The organism is Magnetospirillum fulvum, assembly GCF_900108475.1.
Classification (GTDB): Bacteria; Pseudomonadota; Alphaproteobacteria; order Rhodospirillales; family Magnetospirillaceae; genus Phaeospirillum; species Phaeospirillum fulvum_A.
Genome location: NZ_FNWO01000012.1, coordinates 96,417 through 119,449, shown reverse-complemented (window position 1 = coordinate 119,449; position 23,033 = coordinate 96,417). Strand labels below are relative to the sequence as shown.

At 64.6% G+C, this 23,033-nt stretch carries 22 protein-coding genes and 1 pseudogene; 7 read left to right on the top strand and 16 right to left on the bottom strand.

Annotated elements, in window-relative coordinates; translation table 11 throughout:
- Nucleotides 1–13: 13 nt before the first annotated feature.
- Together guaA and BLW40_RS13940 are read left to right on the top strand one after the other, a co-directional pair.
- The gene (gene guaA, locus BLW40_RS13945) at nucleotides 14–1,567 is read left to right on the top strand and encodes a glutamine-hydrolyzing GMP synthase (protein ID WP_074769597.1); all 1,554 of its coding nucleotides are present in this window, start codon (nucleotides 14–16) and stop codon (nucleotides 1,565–1,567) included.
- A 125-nt stretch (nucleotides 1,568–1,692) separates the two neighbouring features.
- The gene (locus tag BLW40_RS13940) at nucleotides 1,693–2,940 is read left to right on the top strand and encodes a tyrosine-type recombinase/integrase (RefSeq protein WP_074769595.1); all 1,248 of its coding nucleotides are present in this window, start codon (nucleotides 1,693–1,695) and stop codon (nucleotides 2,938–2,940) included.
- Nucleotides 2,941–3,125: 185 nt separating this feature from the next.
- Here the strand turns inward: BLW40_RS13940 and BLW40_RS13935 are convergent, their stop codons facing one another.
- From BLW40_RS13935 to BLW40_RS13905, 8 genes are all read right to left on the bottom strand, one after another.
- The gene (locus BLW40_RS13935; protein WP_139305605.1) at nucleotides 3,126–3,785 is read right to left on the bottom strand and encodes a virion core protein, T7 gp14 family; all 660 of its coding nucleotides are present in this window, start codon (nucleotides 3,783–3,785) and stop codon (nucleotides 3,126–3,128) included.
- Nucleotides 3,757–4,017 carry a hypothetical protein gene (locus BLW40_RS13930; protein ID WP_074769591.1) on the bottom strand — a complete coding sequence of 87 codons (261 nt, stop codon included), beginning with the start codon at nucleotides 4,015–4,017 and terminating at the stop codon, nucleotides 3,757–3,759. The genes BLW40_RS13935 and BLW40_RS13930 overlap by 29 nt, the downstream gene beginning before the upstream one ends.
- 111 nt (nucleotides 4,018–4,128) lie before the next feature.
- Entirely contained in the window at nucleotides 4,129–5,520 is a 1,392-nt protein-coding gene (locus tag BLW40_RS13925; protein ID WP_074769590.1) for a phage antirepressor N-terminal domain-containing protein, read from the bottom strand.
- Between the two features lie 206 nt (nucleotides 5,521–5,726).
- The gene (locus BLW40_RS13920) at nucleotides 5,727–6,317 is read right to left on the bottom strand and encodes a hypothetical protein (RefSeq protein ID WP_139305604.1); all 591 of its coding nucleotides are present in this window, start codon (nucleotides 6,315–6,317) and stop codon (nucleotides 5,727–5,729) included.
- Nucleotides 6,318–6,377: 60 nt separating this feature from the next.
- Nucleotides 6,378–6,989, bottom strand: a complete 612-nt coding sequence (locus BLW40_RS13915; protein ID WP_074769586.1) for a hypothetical protein — start codon at nucleotides 6,987–6,989, stop codon at nucleotides 6,378–6,380.
- Between the two features lie 4 nt (nucleotides 6,990–6,993).
- A complete protein-coding gene (locus BLW40_RS17690) occupies nucleotides 6,994–7,158 on the bottom strand; it encodes a hypothetical protein (protein WP_170834586.1) in 165 nt (54 codons plus the stop codon).
- 87 nt (nucleotides 7,159–7,245) lie between these two features.
- A complete protein-coding gene (locus BLW40_RS13910; protein ID WP_170834585.1) occupies nucleotides 7,246–8,472 on the bottom strand; it encodes a BRO family protein in 1,227 nt (408 codons plus the stop codon).
- 388 nt (nucleotides 8,473–8,860) lie between these two features.
- The gene (locus BLW40_RS13905; protein WP_074769582.1) at nucleotides 8,861–9,046 is read right to left on the bottom strand and encodes a hypothetical protein; all 186 of its coding nucleotides are present in this window, start codon (nucleotides 9,044–9,046) and stop codon (nucleotides 8,861–8,863) included.
- 215 nt (nucleotides 9,047–9,261) lie between these two features.
- Here BLW40_RS13905 and BLW40_RS18200 point away from each other — a divergent pair, with 215 nt between their 5' ends.
- Entirely contained in the window at nucleotides 9,262–9,591 is a 330-nt protein-coding gene (locus BLW40_RS18200) for a MarR family transcriptional regulator (RefSeq protein ID WP_139305603.1), read from the top strand.
- Between the two features lie 94 nt (nucleotides 9,592–9,685).
- Here the strand turns inward: BLW40_RS18200 and BLW40_RS13895 are convergent, their stop codons facing one another.
- Entirely contained in the window at nucleotides 9,686–10,342 is a 657-nt protein-coding gene (locus BLW40_RS13895; protein ID WP_074769578.1) for a recombinase family protein, read from the bottom strand.
- A gap of 287 nt (nucleotides 10,343–10,629) precedes the next feature.
- Here BLW40_RS13895 and BLW40_RS13885 point away from each other — a divergent pair, with 287 nt between their 5' ends.
- From BLW40_RS13885 to BLW40_RS13870, 4 genes and pseudogenes are all read left to right on the top strand, one after another.
- The gene (locus tag BLW40_RS13885; RefSeq protein WP_083386788.1) at nucleotides 10,630–11,052 is read left to right on the top strand and encodes a lamin tail domain-containing protein; all 423 of its coding nucleotides are present in this window, start codon (nucleotides 10,630–10,632) and stop codon (nucleotides 11,050–11,052) included.
- 122 nt (nucleotides 11,053–11,174) lie between these two features.
- Nucleotides 11,175–11,267 (top strand): annotated as a pseudogene (locus BLW40_RS13880) (GMP synthase (glutamine-hydrolyzing)); the annotation flags it as partial.
- Between the two features lie 270 nt (nucleotides 11,268–11,537).
- A complete protein-coding gene (locus BLW40_RS13875) occupies nucleotides 11,538–12,668 on the top strand; it encodes a type I restriction endonuclease (protein WP_074769665.1) in 1,131 nt (376 codons plus the stop codon).
- Nucleotides 12,669–12,877: 209 nt separating this feature from the next.
- Nucleotides 12,878–14,143: an MFS transporter gene (locus tag BLW40_RS13870; RefSeq protein ID WP_074769574.1), complete on the top strand. Its 1,266-nt coding sequence runs from the start codon at nucleotides 12,878–12,880 to the stop codon at nucleotides 14,141–14,143.
- A 4-nt stretch (nucleotides 14,144–14,147) separates the two neighbouring features.
- Here the strand turns inward: BLW40_RS13870 and BLW40_RS13865 are convergent, their stop codons facing one another.
- The 7 genes from BLW40_RS13865 to BLW40_RS17685 all read right to left on the bottom strand — a co-directional run bounded on the left by BLW40_RS13865 (nucleotide 14,148) and on the right by BLW40_RS17685 (nucleotide 22,887).
- On the bottom strand, nucleotides 14,148–15,524 hold the full coding sequence (locus BLW40_RS13865) for an MATE family efflux transporter (RefSeq protein WP_074769572.1): 1,377 nt from the start codon (nucleotides 15,522–15,524) through the stop codon (nucleotides 14,148–14,150).
- 30 nt (nucleotides 15,525–15,554) lie between these two features.
- The gene (locus tag BLW40_RS13860) at nucleotides 15,555–16,028 is read right to left on the bottom strand and encodes a YbaK/EbsC family protein (protein ID WP_074769570.1); all 474 of its coding nucleotides are present in this window, start codon (nucleotides 16,026–16,028) and stop codon (nucleotides 15,555–15,557) included.
- A gap of 313 nt (nucleotides 16,029–16,341) precedes the next feature.
- Nucleotides 16,342–16,614 (bottom strand): hypothetical protein, encoded by a 273-nt coding sequence (locus tag BLW40_RS13855; protein WP_074769568.1) that lies wholly within the window; start codon nucleotides 16,612–16,614, stop codon nucleotides 16,342–16,344.
- Between the two features lie 65 nt (nucleotides 16,615–16,679).
- On the bottom strand, nucleotides 16,680–20,144 hold the full coding sequence (gene addA / locus BLW40_RS13850; protein WP_074769566.1) for a double-strand break repair helicase AddA: 3,465 nt from the start codon (nucleotides 20,142–20,144) through the stop codon (nucleotides 16,680–16,682).
- 7 nt (nucleotides 20,145–20,151) lie between these two features.
- Entirely contained in the window at nucleotides 20,152–21,063 is a 912-nt protein-coding gene (locus tag BLW40_RS13845) for a site-specific tyrosine recombinase XerD (protein WP_074769564.1), read from the bottom strand.
- Complete coding sequence (locus BLW40_RS13840) at nucleotides 21,063–22,766, bottom strand: antifreeze protein (protein ID WP_074769562.1); 1,704 nt, start codon at nucleotides 22,764–22,766, stop codon at nucleotides 21,063–21,065. The genes BLW40_RS13845 and BLW40_RS13840 overlap by 1 nt, the downstream gene beginning before the upstream one ends.
- The gene (locus tag BLW40_RS17685) at nucleotides 22,747–22,887 is read right to left on the bottom strand and encodes a hypothetical protein (RefSeq protein WP_170834584.1); all 141 of its coding nucleotides are present in this window, start codon (nucleotides 22,885–22,887) and stop codon (nucleotides 22,747–22,749) included. Before BLW40_RS17685 ends, BLW40_RS13840 begins: the two co-directional genes overlap by 20 nt.
- Between the last annotated feature and the right edge of the window lie 146 nt (nucleotides 22,888–23,033).

The following is a 23,033-nucleotide window of genomic DNA, read 5'->3' as shown; positions in this document are numbered from 1 at the left end:
GCCCGGAGGAAACATGTCCGACCGTATCCTGATCGTTGATTTTGGCTCCCAGGTCACGCAGCTGATCGCCCGCCGTGTCCGCGAAGCCGGAGTCTATTGCGAGATTCACCCGTTCAACCGGGTGACAGCGGACTCGATTCGGGCTTTCGCCCCCAAGGGCGTGATCCTGTCGGGCGGGCCCGCCTCGGTGGCCGAGGCCGGATCGCCCCGCGCGCCTGACGACTTGTTCACGATGGGCCTGCCCGTGCTGGGGATCTGCTACGGCCAGCAGACGATGTGTGCCCAGTTGGGCGGCAGCGTCGAATCCGGTCATCACCGCGAGTTCGGCCGCGCCATCGTCACCCAGATCGCCCCCTGTGCCCTGTTCGACGGTATTTCCTCGGCCAACGCCCAGTTCCCGGTGTGGATGAGCCACGGTGACCGCGTCACCGTGCTGCCGCCCAGCTTCCGCGTCGTCGCCGCTTCGGAAGGCGCGCCGTTCGCCGCCATCGCCGACGACCACCACCATTTCTATGGCGTCCAGTTCCACCCCGAAGTGGTCCACACCCCGAACGGGCGCGAATTGCTGTCGAACTTCGTCCATCGCATCTGCGGCTGCCCGGGCGACTGGACGATGAAGGCCTTCCGCGCCCAGGAGATCGAGAAGGTCCGCGCCCAGGTCGGCAGCGGCCGGGTGATCTGCGGCCTGTCGGGCGGGGTCGATTCCTCGGTGGTGGCAGCGCTGCTGAACGAAGCGATCGGCGATCAGCTCACCTGCGTCTTCGTCGATACCGGTTTCATGCGGGCGGGCGAGTCCGAGCAGGTGGTCAAGGTGTTCCGCGACCGCTTCAACATCCGGCTGGTGCACAAGGACGCCTCGGACCTGTTCCTGGCCAAGCTGGCGGGCGAGACCGATCCCGAGAAGAAGCGCAAGATCATCGGCGCCACCTTCATCGACGTGTTCGAGGAAGAAGCCCGCGCCATCGGCGGCGCCGACTTCCTGGCCCAGGGCACGCTGTATCCCGACGTGATCGAATCGGTCAGCTTCACCGGCGGCCCGTCGGTGACGATCAAAAGCCACCACAATGTCGGCGGCCTGCCCGACCGGATGAATATGAAACTGGTCGAGCCGTTGCGCGAATTGTTCAAGGACGAGGTCCGCGCGCTTGGCCGCGAACTCGGCCTGCCCGACGACATGGTCGGCCGCCATCCCTTCCCCGGTCCCGGCCTCGCCATCCGCATTCCCGGCCAGGAACTGACCCGCGAGCGGCTCGACATCCTGCGTCAGGCCGACACGATCTATCTCGACGAAATCCGCAAGGCCGGATTGTACGACGTGATCTGGCAGGCGTTCTGCGTCCTGCTGCCGGTCCGCACCGTCGGCGTGATGGGAGACTCGCGCTCCTACGATTACGCCTGCGCCCTGCGCGCCGTCACCTCGACCGACGGCATGACCGCCGATTTCTATCCGTTCGACATGGCCTTCCTCGGCCGCGTCGCCAACCGGATCATCAACGAGGTCAAGGGCATCAACCGCGTCACCTACGACGTGACCAGCAAGCCGCCGGGGACGATCGAGTGGGAGTGATGTTTCAATAGGTTAGGTGATTTCGGGAGGCCCCTTCGGGGGCCTTCTTGCTGTGTGCTGCTGTGTGTGCGATCCTGCCTTGTGTGTGATTTTGTGTGTTGTCACTCGCACGGGAGGACGCAGGAATGGCCGTGTTCAAGCGCGAGGGTTCACCCTTCTGGTTCATTGAGTTCACCTACAAGGGCCACAAGGTCCGCCAGTCCAGCGGCATGACCAAGAAGCGGGATGCGGAGGAACGGGAACGCCTCCTGCGGCAGGAACTGAAGGAACAGATCCTGCTGGGCAAGGTGGCTGACATGAGCCTCGGGGAGGCCATTGACCGCTACTATGACGGCGTAATCGTCCCCAAGGGCAACAAGGGCGTTGCCACGCGGGAGTTGTACGCCCTGAACCAGATACGGCAGGGGCTGGGGGCCTCAACCTCTATCGCCAAGCTGTCGGCCCGTGTCCTGGCGGACTACAAGGACAGCCTGCTTGCAGAGAAGAAAGCCCCCGCCACGGTCAACCGCTACCTCGCCACGATCAAGGCCATCCTGAGGAAGGCGAAGGATGAATGGGGCACCCTGGCCGTGGTTCCGACCATCAAGCTCCTGCCCCTGGACAATGCCCGGTATCGGTGGTTGACGGAGGACGAGGAGAAGAAGCTTCTCCCCGTCTGCGCCCCACACCTCCGCGACCTCGTGGTGTTCCTGATGGACACGGGGGCACGGCTGCGGGAGGCAACCCTGTTGATCTGGACGGATGTTGACCTTGACCGGAAGCCCCGCGCCGCAGTCCGCTTCATGGAGACCAAGAGCGGCAAGCCTCGCGGTGTCCCTCTGTCCACGCGGGTGGAGGAGATGCTTCGTCGGCTGAAGGCGGAATGCCCCGAGGGAGAAAGTCGGGTCTTCCTCTATCGGCCTGTAGGGCGGGGTGGTGTGGGGGACGACGGGACAAGACGGGGTAAGGCGATCCCGTTCAACAATCCGTTCGGCACCTGGGATACCGCCCGCAAGCGTGTTGGACTGGAGGACGTGAACCTTCACGACCTACGGCACACTTTCGCCAGCCGCCTTGTGATGCGCGGGGTTCCCCTGTTGACGGTCTCCAAGTTGCTGGGACACGCCAGCATTCAGATGACCATGCGCTATGCTCACCTCGCCCCCGACGCCTTCGATGCGGCGATTGACCTACTGGAGGGCGGCCAGCCGAGAGCGGAGCCAGTCGCCCCCGAGGTTGCCCTTGCGCCGGTTGAGGACCGGTCGGAGGGGAATGGACGGGGTGAATTCCTCAACGGGCAGGACGGCGTTGTTGGCGAGGAAGGCGACGAGGTCGGCACGGAGGAAGCGGGGACTTCGGCCAACATAAGAGCGGGGGAGCTTGAGGCGGTCTAGCTGTCGCGTAGACACGCGCAAGAATGCAGCCGCCTCCTGACGGTTCATGATTTCTGCCATGTCTGGGGGTCCAAGTGGAGGTGGGCACCCCCGCCAGTTTCCCAGCGGGGGCACCATGATCTGTTGAGGTGGAGGCGTGAGAGGGTGCCCGCCTGAAGACCAAGCGGGGCACTCCTGTCAGCGCCTCATTTCGCGGGGTCTGCCGGTGCTTTCGGCTGGCCTCCTTTTGCCTTGTCACCCCATATCGCTTCATTCCGCATGTAATCGGTATAGCTCCCAAGAGCAGACGAGCCAAACTGAGCTAGGCTACCCAGATAATTAGGCTGTTGAACCGGCTGCGGGATATAGGACCGAACCGAGTTGACACGATCAAGAGCTTCGGAGCGGTAGCCTTCAATGTTCAGCTTCGCTTGCTGCTGTTCCCAGGTGAGGTTTGTCTTCAACTGGTTATTGGTTCTGGCGTGTTCTCGGTAGATGCCAGAGACAAGAGTGGAGCCGAACGCCTCTCCAGAGGCAAACGCTGTTCCTGCCGTTCGATCAGCCTCTCTACGGTCGGCGTCAATCTTTTCGGCGGCGGACTGCTGTTCCTGAACCATGCGGTTGTTCTCTGCCGCAGTCTTGTCAAAGAAGGCTGAGTTAGCCGCCTTAGCATTCTGCTCCATGTATTTGTTCTGAGCGTCCGCCTGATCCCGTTGATACTTCTCGTTCGCCGCAGTCGTCTGCATCTGGCTATAGATACTCGCAGCGGTACTCACGGCGGTCAGTGCGAGAGAGGCCCACATGACTGCGGCGGCAGGGATTACGATACACATCTCGTCACCCCATCGCCCGATGTAACGCAGCAAGCTCGGTGTCCCTGACGGCCTCCATGGAGTGGGCCGACAGCAGGGCTTCGAGGTGGTCGGTAAGAAGGTCCGTGGCACGGGCAAAGACCACGGATTGAGAGACTTCCCGACCGATAAGGGCGCTATACCGGGAGAGAAGCACCCCCAGGCGGTGATACTGGTATGGGGTCAGGCGGAACTTGCCGGTACGGGTAGCGTGGGAACGGGGGTTGTAAAGTTTCACTTCGGTCATGGCCGGATGATCCTTTTTATGGACAGTTGAGGGGGCGGATTAAGAAAACAAAAGGGCCGACACCATGCGGCATCAGCCCTTTTTGTTTGGGAGGGATAGGTGGATAAGCCGTCAGGCTTCTTTCGCCTTCATCAGTTCAGCAATGAAGGCTGCTCCGGCAGGGGTCCAACGGGTGTGATGTCTAACAATCCCGCCGTGTTCCTCGGTCGTGGTGCGGTGGTAACCCTTTTCGGAATAGGCGGCAGTCGGTAGCCATCCGGCGTTCTTTCCCGCACGGGTGCGCATGGGCCTGATAATGCCGCGCTCATGTAGGAACGTGTGCAAGGCTTGGGCGGAACGAACTCCGATGGTGGAGGCAAGAACGGAAGACGTGATCGCCCCGTCTGCGTCACACAGGCGGGTCCAGGCGTCGGCCTTCGGCAGGAGCTTCTGGTTCTCCAGGACCAACCGTTCCTTCTCCTCCTCGGCGGCGACCAGGGCGAGCAGGGCTTCCTTGTAGGACTGGGGGACGCGGTAGGCTTCCATCACCTCATCGTCATTCCGCAGCCCCTTGTTGAACCACGTATCGAGGGCAACGAAGCACTCCAGGCGGAAGCGGTTCAGCTTGTCCTGAACCTCGGGGGAGACCTTCTTGATGGTGAACAGCCAGCCGGGGGCCATCTCCTTGGGGAGCATGGTCATCAGGCGCTGCTTCCCGTCCTGGGCAACCATGGTGATCTCCACCACGGTTGAGGAAAGGACCGCGTCGGTCATGATCTTGGCCCGCTGGCTGGACCAGTCGATCCCCAGGCTTTCGCAGATGGCTTTCGGGGAGAAGTAAACCTTGCCCTCCTGGGTCACTGCGGCAGGAACCTGGGTGTCGGCGATGGTGACGAGGGCGTTGGTGGTAGCGGTGGCTTCGGCCTGTCGGGTCCGTTCCTGCCGATCCCAGGCGACGACATGGCCGACGAGGCGGGCGTAGGCATCGACCACCCAGCGGGCAAGAGCGGCGGTGGTACGGGGGGCCAAGTCCCGATAGACCGTCTTGACCTTTCCCGCCTCCTGATCCCAGTAGCTGCCGAACGCAAGGTCCGTCTGGGCGCGGAACAGCCGGGCAAGCTGGAACCGGAAGCCATCTTCGCTGACGAACTGCCCCGGTTCCTCGTCCCGCAGCAGGAACAGCCCGGCGACCAGGGCGGCGCAATCGAGGGCGTCGGTGACCTCGACCACCTTCGCCACCTCCTGCCCGGCGATCCTCTCCCACTTGCTGCCCGGCCTGCCGCTGCGGGCGTCGGCGACGGACTGGCGGGCACGGTCCCCCAGCAGGGCGTGAAGCTGGTGCAGGGCGACGGCAAGCTGGCCGGTGGTGTCCTTGTCGATGATCCCCCGCTGTCGGACGTGCCCATGTCGGCGCTGTCGCTGGCGGTGGGCCTCGCAGAGGTGGGAATGATCGTTCCTGGCCGAGGCGGTGCAGCCGGGCACCGAGCAGAGCCGACCGCTCGGGCCGTGGCGATGATGGTTCATGGTGGAGATGTCCTTGTTGGATGACACCTACGCCGAGACGAGCACCATCGACCGGCATCCTGTGCGGGGCCGGGGCGTGTCTCGACGTGGGGTGGGTTGGTCACGGTGGCGGGCTGGACGGACAGCCCCGCCGGGGTCAGGCGGCGGATGGGTCTGTTTCGGGGGTGTTCACACCGCCTGTAATAACTACGACCTCAAGGCCGACCTCAGGGGTCACGCGGCGAGGGCTTGCCGGTCCGCCTCGGGTTCGGCTTCAGGCTCCGCTTCCGGCTGGTCTGGGGTGAAGACCTCCCCCCCATCCTCTTCCTAGCCCGCTCAAGCTGATCCCGCCGCTTGGTCAGGTAGCGGTGAACGAGCCTCTCGCTGACCCCCAGGCCCTGCGCCATCTGACGGACGGGTAGGTCCGGGAAGTGGTGAACCAGCCACAAGACCTTGCCCTCGACATCAAGCTTGGTGAAGCGTTCCGCATCATAGGCGTCGAGGGCCTGAAGGGCCGTGACGGTGGCTCGGTCGAAGGTGCTGGCGGCGAGGATGGCCTTCAGGTCGGCCTCGATCCACTCCAAGGCTGACGGGCCAAGAACATCGAAGGGGCCATGAGGCCCCATCAATCGCTTGCCCAGCCTCTTCTTCTCGGCCTCGGGATGGAGGCGGTAACGGTTCTCCCGCGCCACGGTGTCGTATTCCTTCTGGACCAAGCCCAGTTGGAGCAAGACCTTGACGAGGGTCGGACGGGTGACGCTGAACTTGGTCGCCGCCTCGGTGAAGGTCAGGTGTTCCCCCAGACTGATAGACTTCACCTCCCCGGTTTCCAAGTCAGTGACACGGCGGATGTAGTCCATGGTCAGTACCTATCGTTTTCAGTATGGGATGCCGTGCTTGTCGAGGAGGGCCTGAAGACGCTCGATCTCGTTGAGAAGGTCTTGCTCGGCCTGTCTCTCCTGATCGGCGACGCACTCCATCAGTTCGATCTTCTCGACCTTCTTCCTGGCCGAGGTGACCACCTTCTCCGGGGTGGTGTTGTACAGCTCGGCCATCTTCTCGATCTGCCGCTTGGCCACCTCCACCTCGGCCTCTGACGACCCCCGATCAGGGGACACCTCGGCAAGCTTGGCGATGCGTTCGGCATCCTTGGGCTGGATCGGCTTGGGCTTCAGGAGGGCGAGGGAACCCTTAACCGTGTTGTGGGTCGGCTCAAAAGTGAACCCAGGTTCACCTTTGATGACCTCGATCTTGTCCCACTCGGTGTCGAGCTTCATGAGCAGGGTGGCCCATTTATAGGAGAAGGGCAGCGCCTCCCCCTCGCACCAGGATTTGAAGTTCCGGCGCTTATCCTCCTTCCGAATGTCCTTCTCACGGTTCAGGTGACCACCGATCTCCCGGTAGGTCTCCAGTCCCTCCCGGCTGACCTGATCGGCCTTGTTCGCGAGGGACTTGATGACGGCGGCACGATCCACGTTGGAGATGGTCATGGGGTCAGCCCTTGATCTGCTTGGTGGAGAGGCCCTTCTTCAGGGCGACGGTCTCGGCCTTGGCGACGACGGCGTTGTCCTTGACGGTGACGACGGGGGAAGCCGATTGGTTGACGGCGGCGGGAACCTGAGTGTCCGCGATAGTGACGAGGGCGGCGGTGGTATTCATGGTGTCTCTCGGTGTTGGGTTGCGCGGAGGCACTGAGGCCCCGCTTTGGTCTGTCGATGGTGCAACCTAATCAGCCGATAACCATTCTCAGGAGGGGGACACCTCTGCCAACTTGGCGATGCGCTGGACGTTGGGGCCGTGCAGCTTGCGGCTAACCCGGAAGTACCCGGCCTTCACATATTCAGCGTAGGGCATGTAAGGGCCTGTACCCTGCTCCCGGAACAACACCTTGGCGTCCTTCAAGGCGAAGCGAAGGGTCTGTTCGCCGGTCTTCAGGAGGCCAGCCGCCTCCTTCATGGTCATCTCGTCCTCGCGATCGATCAATTCGTCCACGAACTTGGCCTTGGGTGTCAGGCGCTCGACCTGGGCGGACAGATTGGCCTTCTCTTCCTCGCTCGTGGCGAGGTCCAGGAGGGCCTTTGCATAGCCCCGGAGGACTTCGGCCATGGACGAGGGCAAGGGCATCGCCTGCCCTTCCTGGAGCGAATACGAGCCGGTTTTGCGGATCGCCGGGAGGACTTCCTTCGTCACCCAGTCCTGAAACGGCTTGGCCTGGGGTTTGTCGGAGCGGAGGATGATCTTGTACAGGCCCGGCTCGTTGATGATCGTCATCGGATAGCTGCGGCGTGATCCCTGAATTGGATGCAGGGATACCCCCTCACCCTCCAACTTTCCGATCACCTGCCCGTGGGAGCAGTAGGGGTAGCCGAGGGCGTCGAACACGTCCTTCGCCACGAACCACGGCTCGCCCTCAATGGTGACCGTGCGGACGTTGTGGGTCTTGAAGGTGAAGGTGTTCAGTTCGGTGTTCATCGTCAGGTTCCTTTCGTGCCTCCCCCTTGTTGCATCCCGTGTTGCGGTGGGGTGGGGTGAGGCTGGACGGGGGTGGGCGGGGGTGGTCATTTTCTCGGAGCCATCCAGGGGCCGGGTGGCGATCTTCAGGGCGTACTCGGCGGCGTACTCGGTGAAGGTCGGGAGGTTGGACTTGGGGGATGCGGTCGGGCGCTCCTGGGCGTACTGCTCAAGGAAGGCGTTGATCCCCATACCGGGGTCAAAGGTGCCCTGTGGGGCACTTTTGGCGATCTGCATGTACTTCGCAGCCTGCCGATAACTGACCTTGGTGTTGACCTCAATCCACGCCTTGAACTGGCCGTGGGGGAGTTGCTTCTTCACCTCGATCAGCAGTTCTCCGGCCACCTTGGCGAAGAACAGCATGTTCCTGGCATTGGCTTCGATCTGTGCCTGTTGCTCGTTGATGCAGCGGGCAAGTCGGTCGAGGGGGCGGATGGTGGGGACAAACAGATACCCAGACACAGACGAGCGAACATTAGGCCCCCCCTCACCCTTCCTATTCACCCCCCCCTTGTTAGGTCTTCGATGGAAGATGAAGTGAAGGTGGTATGGGGTAAAAACCATAAGGCAACCCTAAATTAGACTTAGGTTATCCTTTCATTGTAACCTTCATATAAGCTTCACCCCCGCCCTCTATCGATGGCGCAACCTAATCTGTGGATAACTTCAACAACTCCAGACCATCCCGACCAAGGAAAGACCACCCGCTCCACTACCCGCCAGAAGCCCGCCTGTGAGCCTCCCAGGAGGAAATGGAGGCCGCAGACAGACGAAGCCCCCGCCAGGGTGAACCGGCGAGGGCTGGGGCAAGAGAAGCTATGGTCGAAGCACTCTTTACCGGGGCTTGGGATCAGCCCGCGTTAACGACCCCCCGCACCCGCCCCAGGCTGAACCAGAATGCTTCCCCATCACGCCAAGCGGACCACGTCTTGACCGGGGAACGAAAGGTCAGGTCCAGCGCCCCCAGGCGGGCAAGACGGACGAAGAGGCCGGTGGTGTCCATGTCGATCTCGAACTGGCTGGTCTTGAACATCATTAGATTTTTCCCCTGTTTGATGGTGGGCTGTGGGGACAGAATGCGGGCCTGCCAATGGGCGGATCAATCACAAAAAACAATTCAATTCCAATGACATATAGGCATTGGTGCCTACCCCCTCCGGGGTTTTGGCATCGACCAAAACTTCCTCTTGGCACCGCAACAAGACCCAATCAATCATAGATGGTTGGAAATCACAAAATCGAGATACAGAAATGGCGCATAAGGAATTGGCAGGGTTTGTTGATGGCTTGCAGGAGGTTCGAAATACATACCCCGCATGGCCGTTATCCCGTTTGTCAGTTCTGTTGATGATTGGTGACAGTCCAGGGATCAGGATGGCAGAGCTTGAACAGCGCCTCTCCCTGGCACAGACCACGGTATGGCGACACGTACACTACCTGGAAGAAACCGGAGGCTTCGTGGCTGCGGTACGCTGTCCGACTGACGCACGGGCCTTCGAAGTGTACCCGACCCGAAAGGGCGAAGCGTTTCTTCGGCGCGTTTGCGGCCAACGCATGGGGCAGCAGGAGGCCCGGCCTTAACGGGGACATCGGGCCGGATGCGGGCTGGTTGGTGGGTATCCCCAAATCTGGTTGGGGGTATCCCCAAATCTGGGGACACCACCAGCCGACCACTTCACCCCACCAGGGCCAGGAACCGCTGAACCTGCACCGCCTGCCACTGCCCGCCCCGGCTGGTCGGGATGCCGCGCTCGTTCAGGGCACGGGCAATGCCGCTGGCGCTAGTGATCCCCTCGGCCCGGATGGCGTCGATGATAGGCAACAGGTCGGGACGCTTGGCCTTCTCCCGCTTCGCCTGGGCCGCCTGGGCGCGGTCTTCGTCGGTGGGGGCATACCCCCTGAACCCGCCCATCTTGACCCCACGGGCCTTCGCAGCGGCCAGAGCGGCCTTCGTGCGGGCGCTGATCCTCTCGGCCTCGTCCTCTGCTACCAGGGCCATGATGCCCACGGTCAGCCGGTTGGCGTCGGGCATGTCGCAGGCGACAAAGTCCACCCCAGCATCCCGGAGGTTCAGCAGGAAGGCGGCATTGCGGGCCAGCCTGTCCAGCTTGGCAATGACCAGGGTGGCCTTGTGGAGGCGGCAGACGGCCAGGGCGGCGGCAAGTTGGGCACGGTCAGACTTCCTGCCGCTCTCCACCTCGACGAACTCAGCCACCGGGGGCCAACCCTTGCCCGCCAGGAAGACCCGGACGGCTTCCTTCTGAGCTTCGAGGCCAAGCCCGGACTGCCCTTGCTTGTCGGTGCTGACCCGGTAGTAAGCAACGAACCGCACGTTCTTACACTCCTCTCTCCGTTCATTGAGAGATTTGTAATGACGTCCTGGGGTGGCTGTCAATGGCCTCGCCCATGACATAGGCGCCGTCCTTCGCCACGAGCCAGGAGCCGCCGTCGATGGTCACCACGCGGATGGGAGAGGTGTTGAAGGTGGGCCAGAGGCCCCCCGAGGGGGGAGTAGCCCCCTTACCATAATCCTGATACCCGCTGACATTTTTGGGCCAAACATCGGGGGAAGTTGGCATCGTGCTATTGCACTTTCTGATTGTGCGGCGATGTTTTGCCATGATCTACTATAGCCGTCGTAATGGCGGCATAGGTAGCCGTACCAAGCACGGGAGACAGATGGGTATGACACTCAAACTTCTTGCGATCTACAACGCTGGAGACCTGGATAAAGAGAACGTACTGCTACAGGCAGACGCCGATTGCCAACTCAATGCGTACATCATCTGTGACAATACATATGCAAGCGATGGAACAATTACAAATAGGCACTGCCATATGTATCATTTTCAGAAGAAGTCAATAAAGAAGGGTGACTACGTTGTTCTTTTTACGAAAGTCGGAAAAAATTCTGAGGGCACCTACAAGGAGGCCCCGCTACATCGTTTCTACTGGGGGGTGGGATCGACCGTGTGGAACAAAGACGGTGATTGCGCTCACCTCCTTCAGGTAAAATCCGTGGGAAACATCCGCACCAAATAGCGGCCATGTCCGCCCGCTGCTGTCGAGCGTTGTGTGTGATTTTGTGTGTGGAACACTGCACTCGACGGTCTCTCCCGGTCCTTGTGTGCGGCTAAAATCCTAGGCTTTCTGCGCCAATGACGATAATTTCTCTCATCATCAACGAGGTCAAGGGCATCAACCGCGTGACCTACGACGTCACCAGCAAGCCGCCGGGGACGATCGAATGGGAATGATTTTTCAATAGCTTAGGCGATAACAGAGGGCTCCTTCGGGAGCCTTCTTGCTGTGTGGCGTTCTTTGGGTGGACTCCCAAGGTAGTTTTGACACCCTAGGTAGCTCTTGAAATGATCCCTTGCGAGGACGCGAAACGGCTACTGAACTGCTGCACTCCCGTTCCCCTCGCACATCGGGGCACCTATGCCGCAACCATCAGTCACTGTATGATGGGACCCATTGGAGGTAGAGAAACCTTCACAATGGGACGCCAAGGGGAGTGGTCGAGGATGGACTTTGCCGACAAGATAGCATCTCTTGCACAACGCATAGCCAAGCAAAAGGACAGCATCGAGACGGAGGAGGCGACTAAGAACGCCTGCATCATGCCGTTCCTCAGCGCACTTGGTTACGACGTGTTCGACCCGCATGCAGTGGTCCCCGAGTTCACCGCTGATGTTGGCGTGAAAAAGGGCGAAAAGGTTGACTACGCCATTAATATTGATGGCAAGGTGGTTATGCTGATCGAATGCAAGCCATGCAAATTCTCGCTATCTACTCAGCACATGTCCCAGCTTTATCGTTATTTCTCTGTCACAGAAGCTCGGTTCAGCATACTAACAAACGGAATTTTATATTGGTTTTTCAGTGACCTTGATCAACCGAATAAGATGGATATCAAGCCGTTCTTTGAGTTTGACATGCTCAACTACCGCCCCGCCCAGGTGGATGAGCTTAAGAAGTTTGCAAACACCAATTTTAACGTCACGTCCATTCTCGAAACTGCAAGCGACCTCAAGTACGGTTCCCTCCTCATGCGCGAGATCGCCAACGAAATTGACTCTCCGTCTGACGAGGTCATGCGTTTGCTCATTGGGCGGGTCTATGACGGCAAGCTGACTGCCAATGTCCTGACTAAGTTCGGTCCGCTGGTGCAGAAGGCCATGAAAGACACGGTACGGGAGTTGGTCAATCAGCGCCTGTCCAATGCAATGGACGACACAGCAAAAACCGCTTTGCCTGTCTCGCAGTCTGAGTCTTCTGAGACCGAGGCTTCGCCGTCCGCTCAGGCTTCCGCCGAGGGCACTGGAGAGCTTGACGATATTGTTACCACCCAGGAGGAAATCGACGGCTATCAGATCGTCCGCGCCATCGTGCGCGAAGTAGTCAAAGTGGAGCGTGTGACCATGCGCGACGCCAAGAGCTACTGCGCGGTCCTGCTGGACGACAACAACCGTAAGCCGATATGCCGCCTACATCTCAACCGCAGCATCAAGTATCTTGGCCTGTTCGATGAAAACAAGGCTGAGGAGCGGATACACATCGAGAGCCTGGACGACATTTTCGCCCACGCAGACCGGCTGAAGGCAACAGCCGCCACCTACGATAGCGTAAAGGCAAAGGTAGCCGCGACAGTATAGCAATCAGACGCGAGCGGTCGGTCCATCGGGTTATGTCAGAGGGCTCTATCGGGAGCCCTCTTTCGTTTGGCACCATCCCCCTTCCGTCGAATCGACAAGAGGGTTGTCAAACGCCAGAAATCCAGCCTATCAGAGATCGATATCGGGACACATCCGCCGTGGCAGCGGCGGCGTGGACAAACAGACGTCCAATATCGAGGGGGGGCGCATTGGCGCAGAAGAATTCCCGGACCAAGATCGTCGGTGCCATCGTCATGGGCAATGTCATCGAATATTATGACTTTGCGATCTTCGGCTATCTGGCGGCGATCATTGGCGCCAACTTCTTTCCCTCCGACGATCCGGCGGCGGCGACGCTGGCGTCGTTCGGCGCGTTTGCCGCCGGGGCACTGATGCGGCCGATCGGCGCGATTGCCTTTGGCCATCTGGGCGATTCGCTCAGCCGCCGCTCGGTTCTGCTGCTGTCGATCCTGACGATGGCGGTGCCGACCGGGTTGTTCGCGCTGTTGCCGACCTATCAGCAGGCCGGACTGGCCGCGCCAGTCGCCCTGGTGCTGCTGCGGCTGATCCAGGGGCTTTCGGTCGGGGGCGAGTTCAGCGGCTCGATCGTCTTTGCCAACGAAAGCGGCCCCAGCCGGTTCAAGGGGCTGATGACCGCGATCGCCACCTCGGGCGGGCTGATCGGCATCTTGCTCGGCGGCTTCGTCTGCTATGTCGTCACCGCCGCGCTCGACCCCGCCGACATGCAGGCGTGGGGATGGCGGATTCCGTTCGCGCTGAGCATCCTGATCTCGGCCACCGGGCTGTATTTCCGCCACGGCCTCGACGACACTTACGAGCCGCCCCAGCACGAGACCGCCATTCCGCTGCTGCGACTGTGGCGGCACCACCGCGCCGCGCTGCTGGGGGCGTTTGGCGCCATCGTCGGCGGCACCGTGTTCTTTTACACCCTGGCGGTCTATTCGGTCGGCTGGACCACCGCCCATGCCGGGTTGTCCAACAGCGATTCGCTCCAGATCGGCACCCTGGTGCTGGCCATCGGCATCGTCGTTTTCATCGGCGTCGGCGCGCTGGCCGACCGGGTCGGGGCGATGCGGATTCTCCGGATCGGGCTGATCCTGGCCATCCTCGCCGCCTATCCGCTCTATCTGGCGATGAGCGGCGGCGGCTATGGAATGGTCCTGGCGGGCGAGACCCTGCTGTTTTGCATTCTCGCCCTGATCCTGCTGCCCTGCTACGTGCTGATGGTCGATATCTTTCCGCCCGACGTGCGCTCGACCGGACTGGCGATCTCGGTCAACGTCGCCGAGGGAATCGTCGGCGGCTCGATGCCGGTGCTGCTCCATTTCACCGTGACCAGGACCGGCTTCATCCTGACCCCCGCCGTCGCGATCATGCTGGCCGCCGCGATCTCGCTGGCGGTGATCGCGTTCAGCCCGGCGTGGCGGCGGCTGCGCCACCCCGCCGCCGGATGATCGCTTAGGCCATCGGCATCTGCTCCAGCCGACGGTGGCGCGACCAGCGCAGGGTCATCAGCCCCGCCACCACCGCCAGCCCCAGGGCCAGCGCGCTCCACACCCCCAACGCTCCCAGCCCAGCCGGAAAGGCCAGCGCCGCGCCCAGCGGCACCGCCAGCGCCCAATAGCCCAATCCGGCATACAACATCGGCATCCGGGTGTCCTTCAGCCCGCGCAGGGCTCCGGCCGCGACCACCTGGGCACCGTCGGCGACCTGGAACAGTCCCGCCACCGCCAGCAGCGGCACCGCGACCTGGGCCACCGCCAGCGAGGCGGGATTGCCGAGATCGAGAAACAGCCCGACCACCGGCCCGGCCTGTGTCGTCAGCAGCACCGCCATCACCGCCATGAAACCGATTCCCAGCCCCAGCGAGACCCATCCGGCCCGGCCGATCCCGGCATGGTCGCCCGCCCCGGCGGCCAGCCCGACCCGAACGGTCGCGGCCTGGGCCAGCCCCAGCGGCACCATGAAGGTGATCGAGGCGACCTGAATCGCGATGGCGTGGGCGGCGATGGCCTCGGTCCCGATCATCCCGCACAGGAAGGCGGCGGCGATGATTCCGGTGACCTCGAACCCCATCGACAGCCCCATCGGCAGGCCGATCCGCCACAATTCGCGCAGCCGGGCCAGATCGGGACGCCAGAACCCGCCCAGCAGGCGATAGCGGCGCAGGCGGCGGTCGATCAGCAGAAACGCCAGCAGCGCGGCGAACATAAAGACTTCCGAGATCGTGGTGGCGATCCCGGCCCCGGCGATTCCCATCGCGGGCAGCCCGGCATGGCCGAAGATCAGCCCCCAGCACAACACGATGTTGAGCAGGATCGCCGCCACCGTCACCACCATCCCGGAGCGGGGGCGTTCGTGGGCGGCGATGAAGGCGCGCAGCACGGCGAAGCCGAGCGCGGGCAGCACCCCCCATTGCATGTAGCGGAGATAATGCTGGGCCTCACCGGTCAGCGTGGAATCCTGCCCCAGCGCCCGCAGCACCGCGTCGGCGTTCCACATCACCGCCCAGGCGGGCAGACAGAGCAGCACCGCCAGCCACATCCCCTGATGGACGGTACGGCGGCAGTCGCGCAGGGAGTGGCGGCCGCGTCCCAGGGTCTGGGCCAGCATCGGCGCGGTCGAGGTGACCAGACCGAGCCCGACCACATAGACCGCCATATAGAGGTTGGTCCCCAGCGCCCCCGCCGCCAGGGTCACCGGCCCCAGCCACCCCATCATCAGGGTGGCGGTCAGGCCGATGGCGACTTGGGCGAGATTGGTAAGAACAAGCGGCCAAGCCAGGGCGATCGTCGCGCGGGTCTCGGCCTTCCAGGCAGGAAGAGATCGGGTCATGATCGTCGTTCTATAGCACGACCAGCGCGGTCAGGGGGGGCTGCTCTCCTGGCAGACATCGACCCAGTCGGCCTCGACCAGATCGGCCAGCCGAAGCGGCGCGATCCGAACCGCGCTGTTGATCGAGCCTGCGGCGGGAACCACCTCGTCGAAGGCGCGCAGCGAGACGTCGCAATGCACCCGCAACGGGGTAGCAAGACCGAACGGGCAGACGCCCCCGACCGGATGGCCGGTGACCGCCTCGACCTCGTCGGCGGTCAGCATCCGGACCTTGCCGCCGAACGCCGCCTTGGCCTTGCGGTTGTCCAGCCGGGCGTCGCCCCGCGTCACCAGCAGGAACGGGCGGTCGCCGACCTTCAGCGACAGCGTCTTGGCGATCCGCGCCGGTTCGACCCCGTGGCCTTCGGCGGCCAGCGCGACCGTCGCCGTGCTGGCCTCAAGTTCGACGATGACAAGATCGGGCGCGGCCTCGGCCAGGAAGCGGCGGACGGAGTCCAGACTCATCGGCACACTCTCCCCCTACACAGTAGGTCGTGAAAAAGTCCTTCGGCCTTTGGCCTCAGTGTACTTTTTCCCGGTTCAAAAAGAATCCCCGTGCTCAATCAAGCTTTCCGCGCGGGGATGGATTTGGTTCCCTCCGAGGCCGATGGGCGACGCCCACGGCTTCGGAGGCTGGTGAAACAGACAACACGAAAAATGGGCGCTGGGCCGCCCCTAGCCCATTTTTCTCCTTTTAATCCAACGGGAAAAAGTACACCGAGCGACAGCGAGGGACTTTTTCACGGGAGACTACACAAACAACGCGGGATCGCGGCGATCAGACTCGTCCGCTCCAGGCCGCACCCTCGGTCCTATAATAATGCAGCGTGCGAGCGGCGAGGCACAACCTTTCGTCGGCACGACTTTCGGCAGCGGACAGCCCGGCGCGACGCCGCGCAATCGCCTGACGCTGCTCGGCGGCAAGACGACGAAACAGCACTTCGCGCGCCGCCGCCACCGGTCGCCCGGTCACGGCCGGATCAAACGGCGGCACCGGGCCGTCGAACCGCCGCTCCATCTCGTCGGGGCAAGGGGATCGGAAATGAGTCATCGCAGGCTCCGTCACCACGTCCCGCTCTTAGAACATAAAGAGAACAATCCGTCAAGTCCCCGCGGTCACTCCGCCGGCATTATCCCGGCCAGGGCGTCGTCGAGGCGAGCGGCGGGAATCTCCATCATCTGCGGCCCATCGGTCCATAGCAGCAGGCAGCGGATCAGATGACCGGGATAGAGGCAGGCCAGCGCCAGCCGGTAGGCCGCCATCTGGCGGACATAGAGCGCGGGAATCTCGGCGGGATCGACCGGGGGCCGACGGTTGGTCTTGTAATCGACCGCCATCACCTCGGTGGCGCTGACCACCAGCCGGTCGAGCCGACCCGACAGGATGCGGTCGCCGATCCGCCCGATCAGCGGCACCTCGGCCAGCGAGGCGGGACCGAACAGCGACGCGAAGGCGGGATCGTTCAGGATCGCCGCCACTTCGCCGCCAATCGCCACCCGCTCGGCCGCAGAGAGCTCCCACAGCGGCCGGGCGAGAAAGCCCGCCATCGCGGCCGAGCGCTGCGGCGCGGGCAGATCGGGCAGGGTCTGGAGCAGACGGTGGATCAGCCAGCCCCGCCGCCAGCGTCTGGTATCCTCGGGTCCGTCGAGCGGCGAGCGCACCGCCGGTTCGTCCTCGTCGGGACGCGAGGGAGCGAGCGGACGGGGCGGCGACGGTTCGTCTCCGGCCGGGGCCAGTGCCCATGCGGGCAAGGGAGCCGACGGACGCGCCGAATCGACCGCTGCGTCGCCGGATTCGGGCGGCGCGGTCTGGAGGCAGCGCAGGGTCGGCACCGTCGCGTCGCTTGTCTCGCCCGCCTGGGCCAGCCACGCATCCTCGACCGGCTTGGCCAGCGGCTCGACCGCGCCCCGGATCAGATGGTACCAACTGCCCTCGGGCGGGGCCTTGCGGGTCTCCCAGCCGCAGACGATCAGCCGGTCCTCGGCCCGCGTCATCGCGACATAGAGCAGGCGGCGATATTCGCGTTCGCGGGCCAGCTTGCGCGCCTCGGCGGCGGCGCGGCAAACCGGGTCCTGATCCTCGGCCCGGGGGGACCAGGCGGGCAGATCGTCGCCGCCTTCCTCGTCTTCCAGCCACAGCAGCCGCCCACTGCGGGTCGGCACCTGGAGCGTATCGGGCAGGATCACAATCGGGGCCTGAAGCCCCTTCGCACCGTGGACCGTCATGATCCGCACCGCGTCGCGGCCGGATTGTTCGAGGTCGCGCTTGATCTCGGGCTGGCTCGCTTCCAGCCAATGGAGGAAGCCCTGGAGCGAGGGCGGGTGCGCCCACTCGAACGCCAAGGCCAAAGCGACGAACTCGTCGATCGCGTCCTCGGCCTCTTGCCCCAGCCGGGCCAGAAGAGCGCGCCGCCCGCCCAACGGCCCGAGAATGCGGGCGAACAGCGCCTGGGGCGACAGCCGGTCGGCCAGCGCCAGCAGATCGAACAGATAGAGATAGGCGGTCTCGAACGCCGGATCGTCGAGGATGCGGCGCTTCAACGTCTCCCACAGCGTCGCGTCGCCGCGCCGGTACGCCAGCGCGAACAATTGCTCCTCCGAGAGCCCGACCAGCGGCCCTTTCAACACCGTCGCCAGGGTCAGATCGTCCTCGGGCAGCAGCAGGACGTTGCCCAGCGCGATCAGATCCATCACCGCCATCTGGTCGGCCAGCACCATCCGGTCGGCCCCGGCCACCGCGACCTTTTGCGATTTCAGCTCGCGGACCAGATCCTCGACGAAGCCGCCGCGACGGCGCACCAGCACCAGCACGTCGCCCGCCCGTACCGGACGCCCGCGCGAGTCCAGCTTTTCGCCGTCGATCATCGCCCGGATGCGCCGGGCCAGCAGCCGGGCCAGCCGGGTCGGCGGCGAATCGCCTCTGATCCGCTCGACCGGCGGCTTCCACGGCGGCGCATCGTCGATGGCGCGAGGGGCGACGGCGGGCCAGATCTCGACCGATCCCGCCGCGCCCTCGCGGTGGGCGAGATGGGTGATGTCCTCGTCCGGACCGGCGACGCCGTCGCGGCCGGGACTGCCCGGCCCGAACACCGCATTGACCGCGTCCAGCACTGCCCGGCCCGAGCGGAATGACAGGTTCAACGCCACCTCGTCCCATTGCCCTTTCGCCGCCGGAACCTTGTCGGCGAAGCGGGCGCGCATCTCCTCGAAGGCGCGGGGATCGGCGCGCTGGAACGAATAGATTGATTGCTTGGCGTCGCCGACGGCAAACACGGTGCGGACGATCTCGCGCGCACCGCGCCCGACAAAGAATTCCTCGGTCAGCGCCGCCACCACCGCCCATTGATCGGGATTGGTGTCCTGGGCCTCGTCGATCAGAATATGGTCGATGCCGCCGTCGAGCTTGTACAGCACCCACGGCGCTACTCCCGGCCGCGCCAGCAGCCCCCGCGCCGCCAGGATCAGATCGTCGTAATCCATCGCGGCACGGGCCGCCTTGTGACGGCGATAGGCCTCAAGCAGCGCCGCGCCCAGCGTCAGCAGAGCGCCGGTCGCCTCGGCAATCGTCGCCGCCTTGATCTGCTCGCACACCGCCGCCAGCCGGAGCGCCTCGGTCTCCAGCCGTTCGGCCAGTCCGGGATTAGCCTCCCGCACCGGCTTGGTCGCCAGGGTCTTGCGCACGGCTCCCTCGCGGGTCAGGAACACCGCGCACCACGAGTCGAAGCTATCGACGCGGCCGACCGGATCGGCCAGCCACGCCGCCATCACCGCCGCCTTGTCCTGATCGGTCTTGCCGCCGCCCAGGAGCGCGGGCAGCACGGCACGCAGACCGGCGGCATCGAACGACTCGTCGGCGCAGGCCCCGCTCAGCAGACTGGCGACGCTGTCGCCGGGCTCAAGCCCAAGACGGCGGGCCAGCGCCGCCTTCACTCCCTCCAGCCCGCCGTGACGGCGGATGGTGCGGTCAAGCCGTCCCCGGTCCGACGACAATTCGCCCAGCAGATCGGGAAAAGCGGTTTCGTGGACCCGCGCCGTTACCAGGGCCAGAGCGCGGGCGAGATCGGCATCGGTGCCGCCGCGGGCCGACGCCAGCACCTCGATCTTCGCCGCATCCAGCGCCTCGGCGGCATCGGCCTCGTCCATCACCCGGAAGTGGGGGGCGATCCCGGCTTCCAGCGGAAAGCGGCGCAGCAGCGATTGGCAGAAAGCGTGAATCGTCAGGATCGCCATCCCCCCCGGCGCGTCGAGCACCAGGGCGAACAGGCGGCGCGCCCGCACGCTTTCGGCCGGGTCGGGGGAGCGGCCCAGCAACGCCGTCAGATCGGCGGCCAGGGCCGGATCGGACGCGGTGGCCCAACGCGCCAGCCGCCGGTTCAGCCGGAGCGCCATTTCGGCGGCGGCGGCCTTGGTAAAAGTCAGGCACAGCAGGCGGGACGGCGGCGATCCGGCCAGCAGCAGGGTCAGCACCCGGTCGGTCAGCACCTTGGTCTTGCCGGTCCCGGCGCTGGCGGCGACCCAGACGCTGGCGGCGGGGTTGGCGGCGCGGCGCTGGCGCAGGTCGGCATCCCGGGTCAGCGGCATCGGACCCTCACCCACGCCCGGTCGAGGCGGCGGCCAGGGGGTGGTGCCCCTGGACCAGCCGGACCAGCCGGTCTTCCTGAACGTGGGTATAGATTTCGGTGGTGGCGATATCGGCATGGCCCAGCATCGCCTGCACCACCCGCAGATCGGCCCCGCCCGCCAGCAGATGGCTGGCGAAGGCGTGGCGCAGGACATGGGGCGACAGGTGCAACGGGTCGATCCCGGCCTTCACCGCGATCCGGGTCAGCATCTTGGCAAAGCCCGAACGGGTCAGATGGCCGCTGCGCCCCCGCGACGGGAACAACCAGGATGAGGCGCGCCCGTCCAGTTGAGCCTCCCGCACGCTGCGCCACGATGCCAAAGCGGCCCGCGCCGGATCGGACAGCGGCACCATCCGCTCTTTCGATCCCTTGCCACGCACCACCAGCACGGCAGGATCGCGCGCCACCGCCGCGAACGGCAGCCCGACCAGTTCCGACACCCGCAGACCGGTGGCGTACAGGGTTTCAAGCAGGGCGCTGGCCATCACCCCCTCGGCATCGGGCAAGGCGCGGGCAGCGGCCAGCAGGGACTCGACCGCGCTTTCGCTCAAGATTTTCGGCAGCGGCCGCCCGATATGGGGAGCATCGACCTGAGAGGTCGGGTCATCGGCACGGCGACCCTCGGCGACCAGAAAGGCATGGAACTGCCCCAGGCAGGACAGCCGCCGCGCCTGGGTCCGAGGCGCCATCCCCCGCGCCGCCTGATCGGCCAGCCAGTCGCGCACCGCGTCGGCATCGGCGGACAGCAGCGACTCGCCCCGCGCGGCCAGGAACTCCTGATAATCCACCAGGTCGCGGCGATAGGCATCCAGGGTGTTGGCCGCCGCGCCGCGTTCGGCGGCCATCATCTCCAGAAAGGACTCGGCGTGGCGGTCCATCACAAGCCGTTGGCAAGCGCGGCTTCGACCGCCAAGGCGCGGGCCTCGCGCTCCAGCCCGATCATCCGCAGATGCGTCACCGCCCGGTTCAGCATCTCGGGATCGGCCCGGTCCAGCCCAGCCTCGCCCAGCCCGACCAGGGTCAGCAACACCGTCTCGCCGATCCGCACATCCTCGGCGGCGGCCCGCGCCATCGCCCGAAGCGCCGGGCGCGGCACCAGAGCGGGGGCGATTGCGGGATCGCGCAGCGAGGCCAGCCACAGAGCGGGCGGCACTTTTTCCCCCACCCCGGACAGCAGCGACAGCAGAACCTCGGCGCGGCGGCTGGCCGCATCGGGAGCCAGCCCGTCGGCAGGCGGCAGTTCGATCGGAGCGGGATCGGTCAGCGCGGCCGCCAGCCGGGCCAGCAACGCGACCGGCTTGGCCGCCTTGGCCGCCTCGGGATCGGTCCGGGCCAAAGCCAGCCATCCCCCGGCGATATCGGTCCGCCCGGCGACGATCAGGGCGCGGGCCAGCGGCGGGGCCGAAGGGCCAAGATCGGGGGTCAGGGTAAGATCGGCGATCAGCGGGGCATACAGCCGGGCAGTGGCGGCAAAGGCCCCCCGCTCGGTCGCGGCGGCAAGAACGCGGGCGATCAGACCGGCCCGCGCCGCCGGGCTGGGTTCGGCCGGAATAGACCGCAGCAGCAAGGCACGGCCGCGCGGGGTGCGGTCGCCCTGGGACTGGGCCAGTTGCGCCTCGGCGGCGTTGAAGGTCAATTCGGCATAGAGGCGGCGCAGAATGTCGGTCTCGACCAGCCCCAGCGCTTCGGCCCGCTCGGCGGCGAGCAGGCGAACCTCCAGCGCATTGAGCGGATTGGCGACGATCGCCGCCAGCGCGCCGGGGGCAAGGGTCGGAATCGCTTCGGGCGGCAGGGCAATCTTGGCGGCACGGAAGGCGGCGATGTGCAGCGGCGTCAGTGCGGTCAGCTTGTCGAGCTTGGGCGGCGGTGTTCCCGCCATCGCATCGGCGGCGATGATAAAGGTGGCGTCAGAGTCTTTGCGATCGCGCATCAGATCGAGCGCCATGTTCGCTTCGAGCACCTTGCCGCCGGACAGGGCGCAGAACACCTTGAAGCGGGGATCGTCGGGTCCACGGGCGGCGATTTCGGCACAGGCCCCCTTGTCGTCGCCGGACAGCAGCAGCGATTCGACCTTGATCCGCGACAAAGCGGGCGACACCGATGCCGACGGCACCGTTTTCAACAGCGCGGCCAGACCGGCGCTGTCTCCCAGCGCGGCCAGCCGTTCGGCCCGCAAATCCAGCAGCGACGCGGGGTCGGTGCCGAATTTGTCCGGCGCGGCGGCGGCGGTCAGCAGCAGACGGCGGGACAGCGCCCGCGTCGCCCGCGAGTCGGTCACCGGCAAACGCGGCAGCAGGCGGCGGACAATGGCGGCGTTGGTCCCGCCCCACAGAGTATTGCCGAGGCCGCCGTGACGGTCGTCAAGGATACCAACCGAATCCAGATCGGGCGCGTTCAGTTCGCGCACCTCGAACCGGGGTCCGCTGCCCGCCTGACGGGCGGGACCGGGGGTAAAGATCGTGTCTTCGCTCAGCGCGGCCGCGTCCGGCCCGCCGTCAGACGGTTGCGCGACGGCCGCTGTCGCCGAGAGCGACAGGGCCAGGATCAGCGCCCGCAGGCGGTCAGCGCGGGAAATGGTCATCCGGGACCACTCGTTCGATCCGCGCCGTCGGCGGCGACGGATCCCAGGCCGAAACAACCAGCACGCCGCCGGTAATCACCGCCAGCAACAAGATTATGGCAAGACCGATAATTCTAATCATGGGAAACGACGAACCTCATCGAACGACACACAGCATCGACTTCTGGACAGACCCGGCTCCACGCGGCTAAAAGCGGCGCATCGGGGCACCCTGCCCCCTTTGATTTCCGCGCCGGGCCAGAGGCGAACACGCCAGGACCCGTGCAG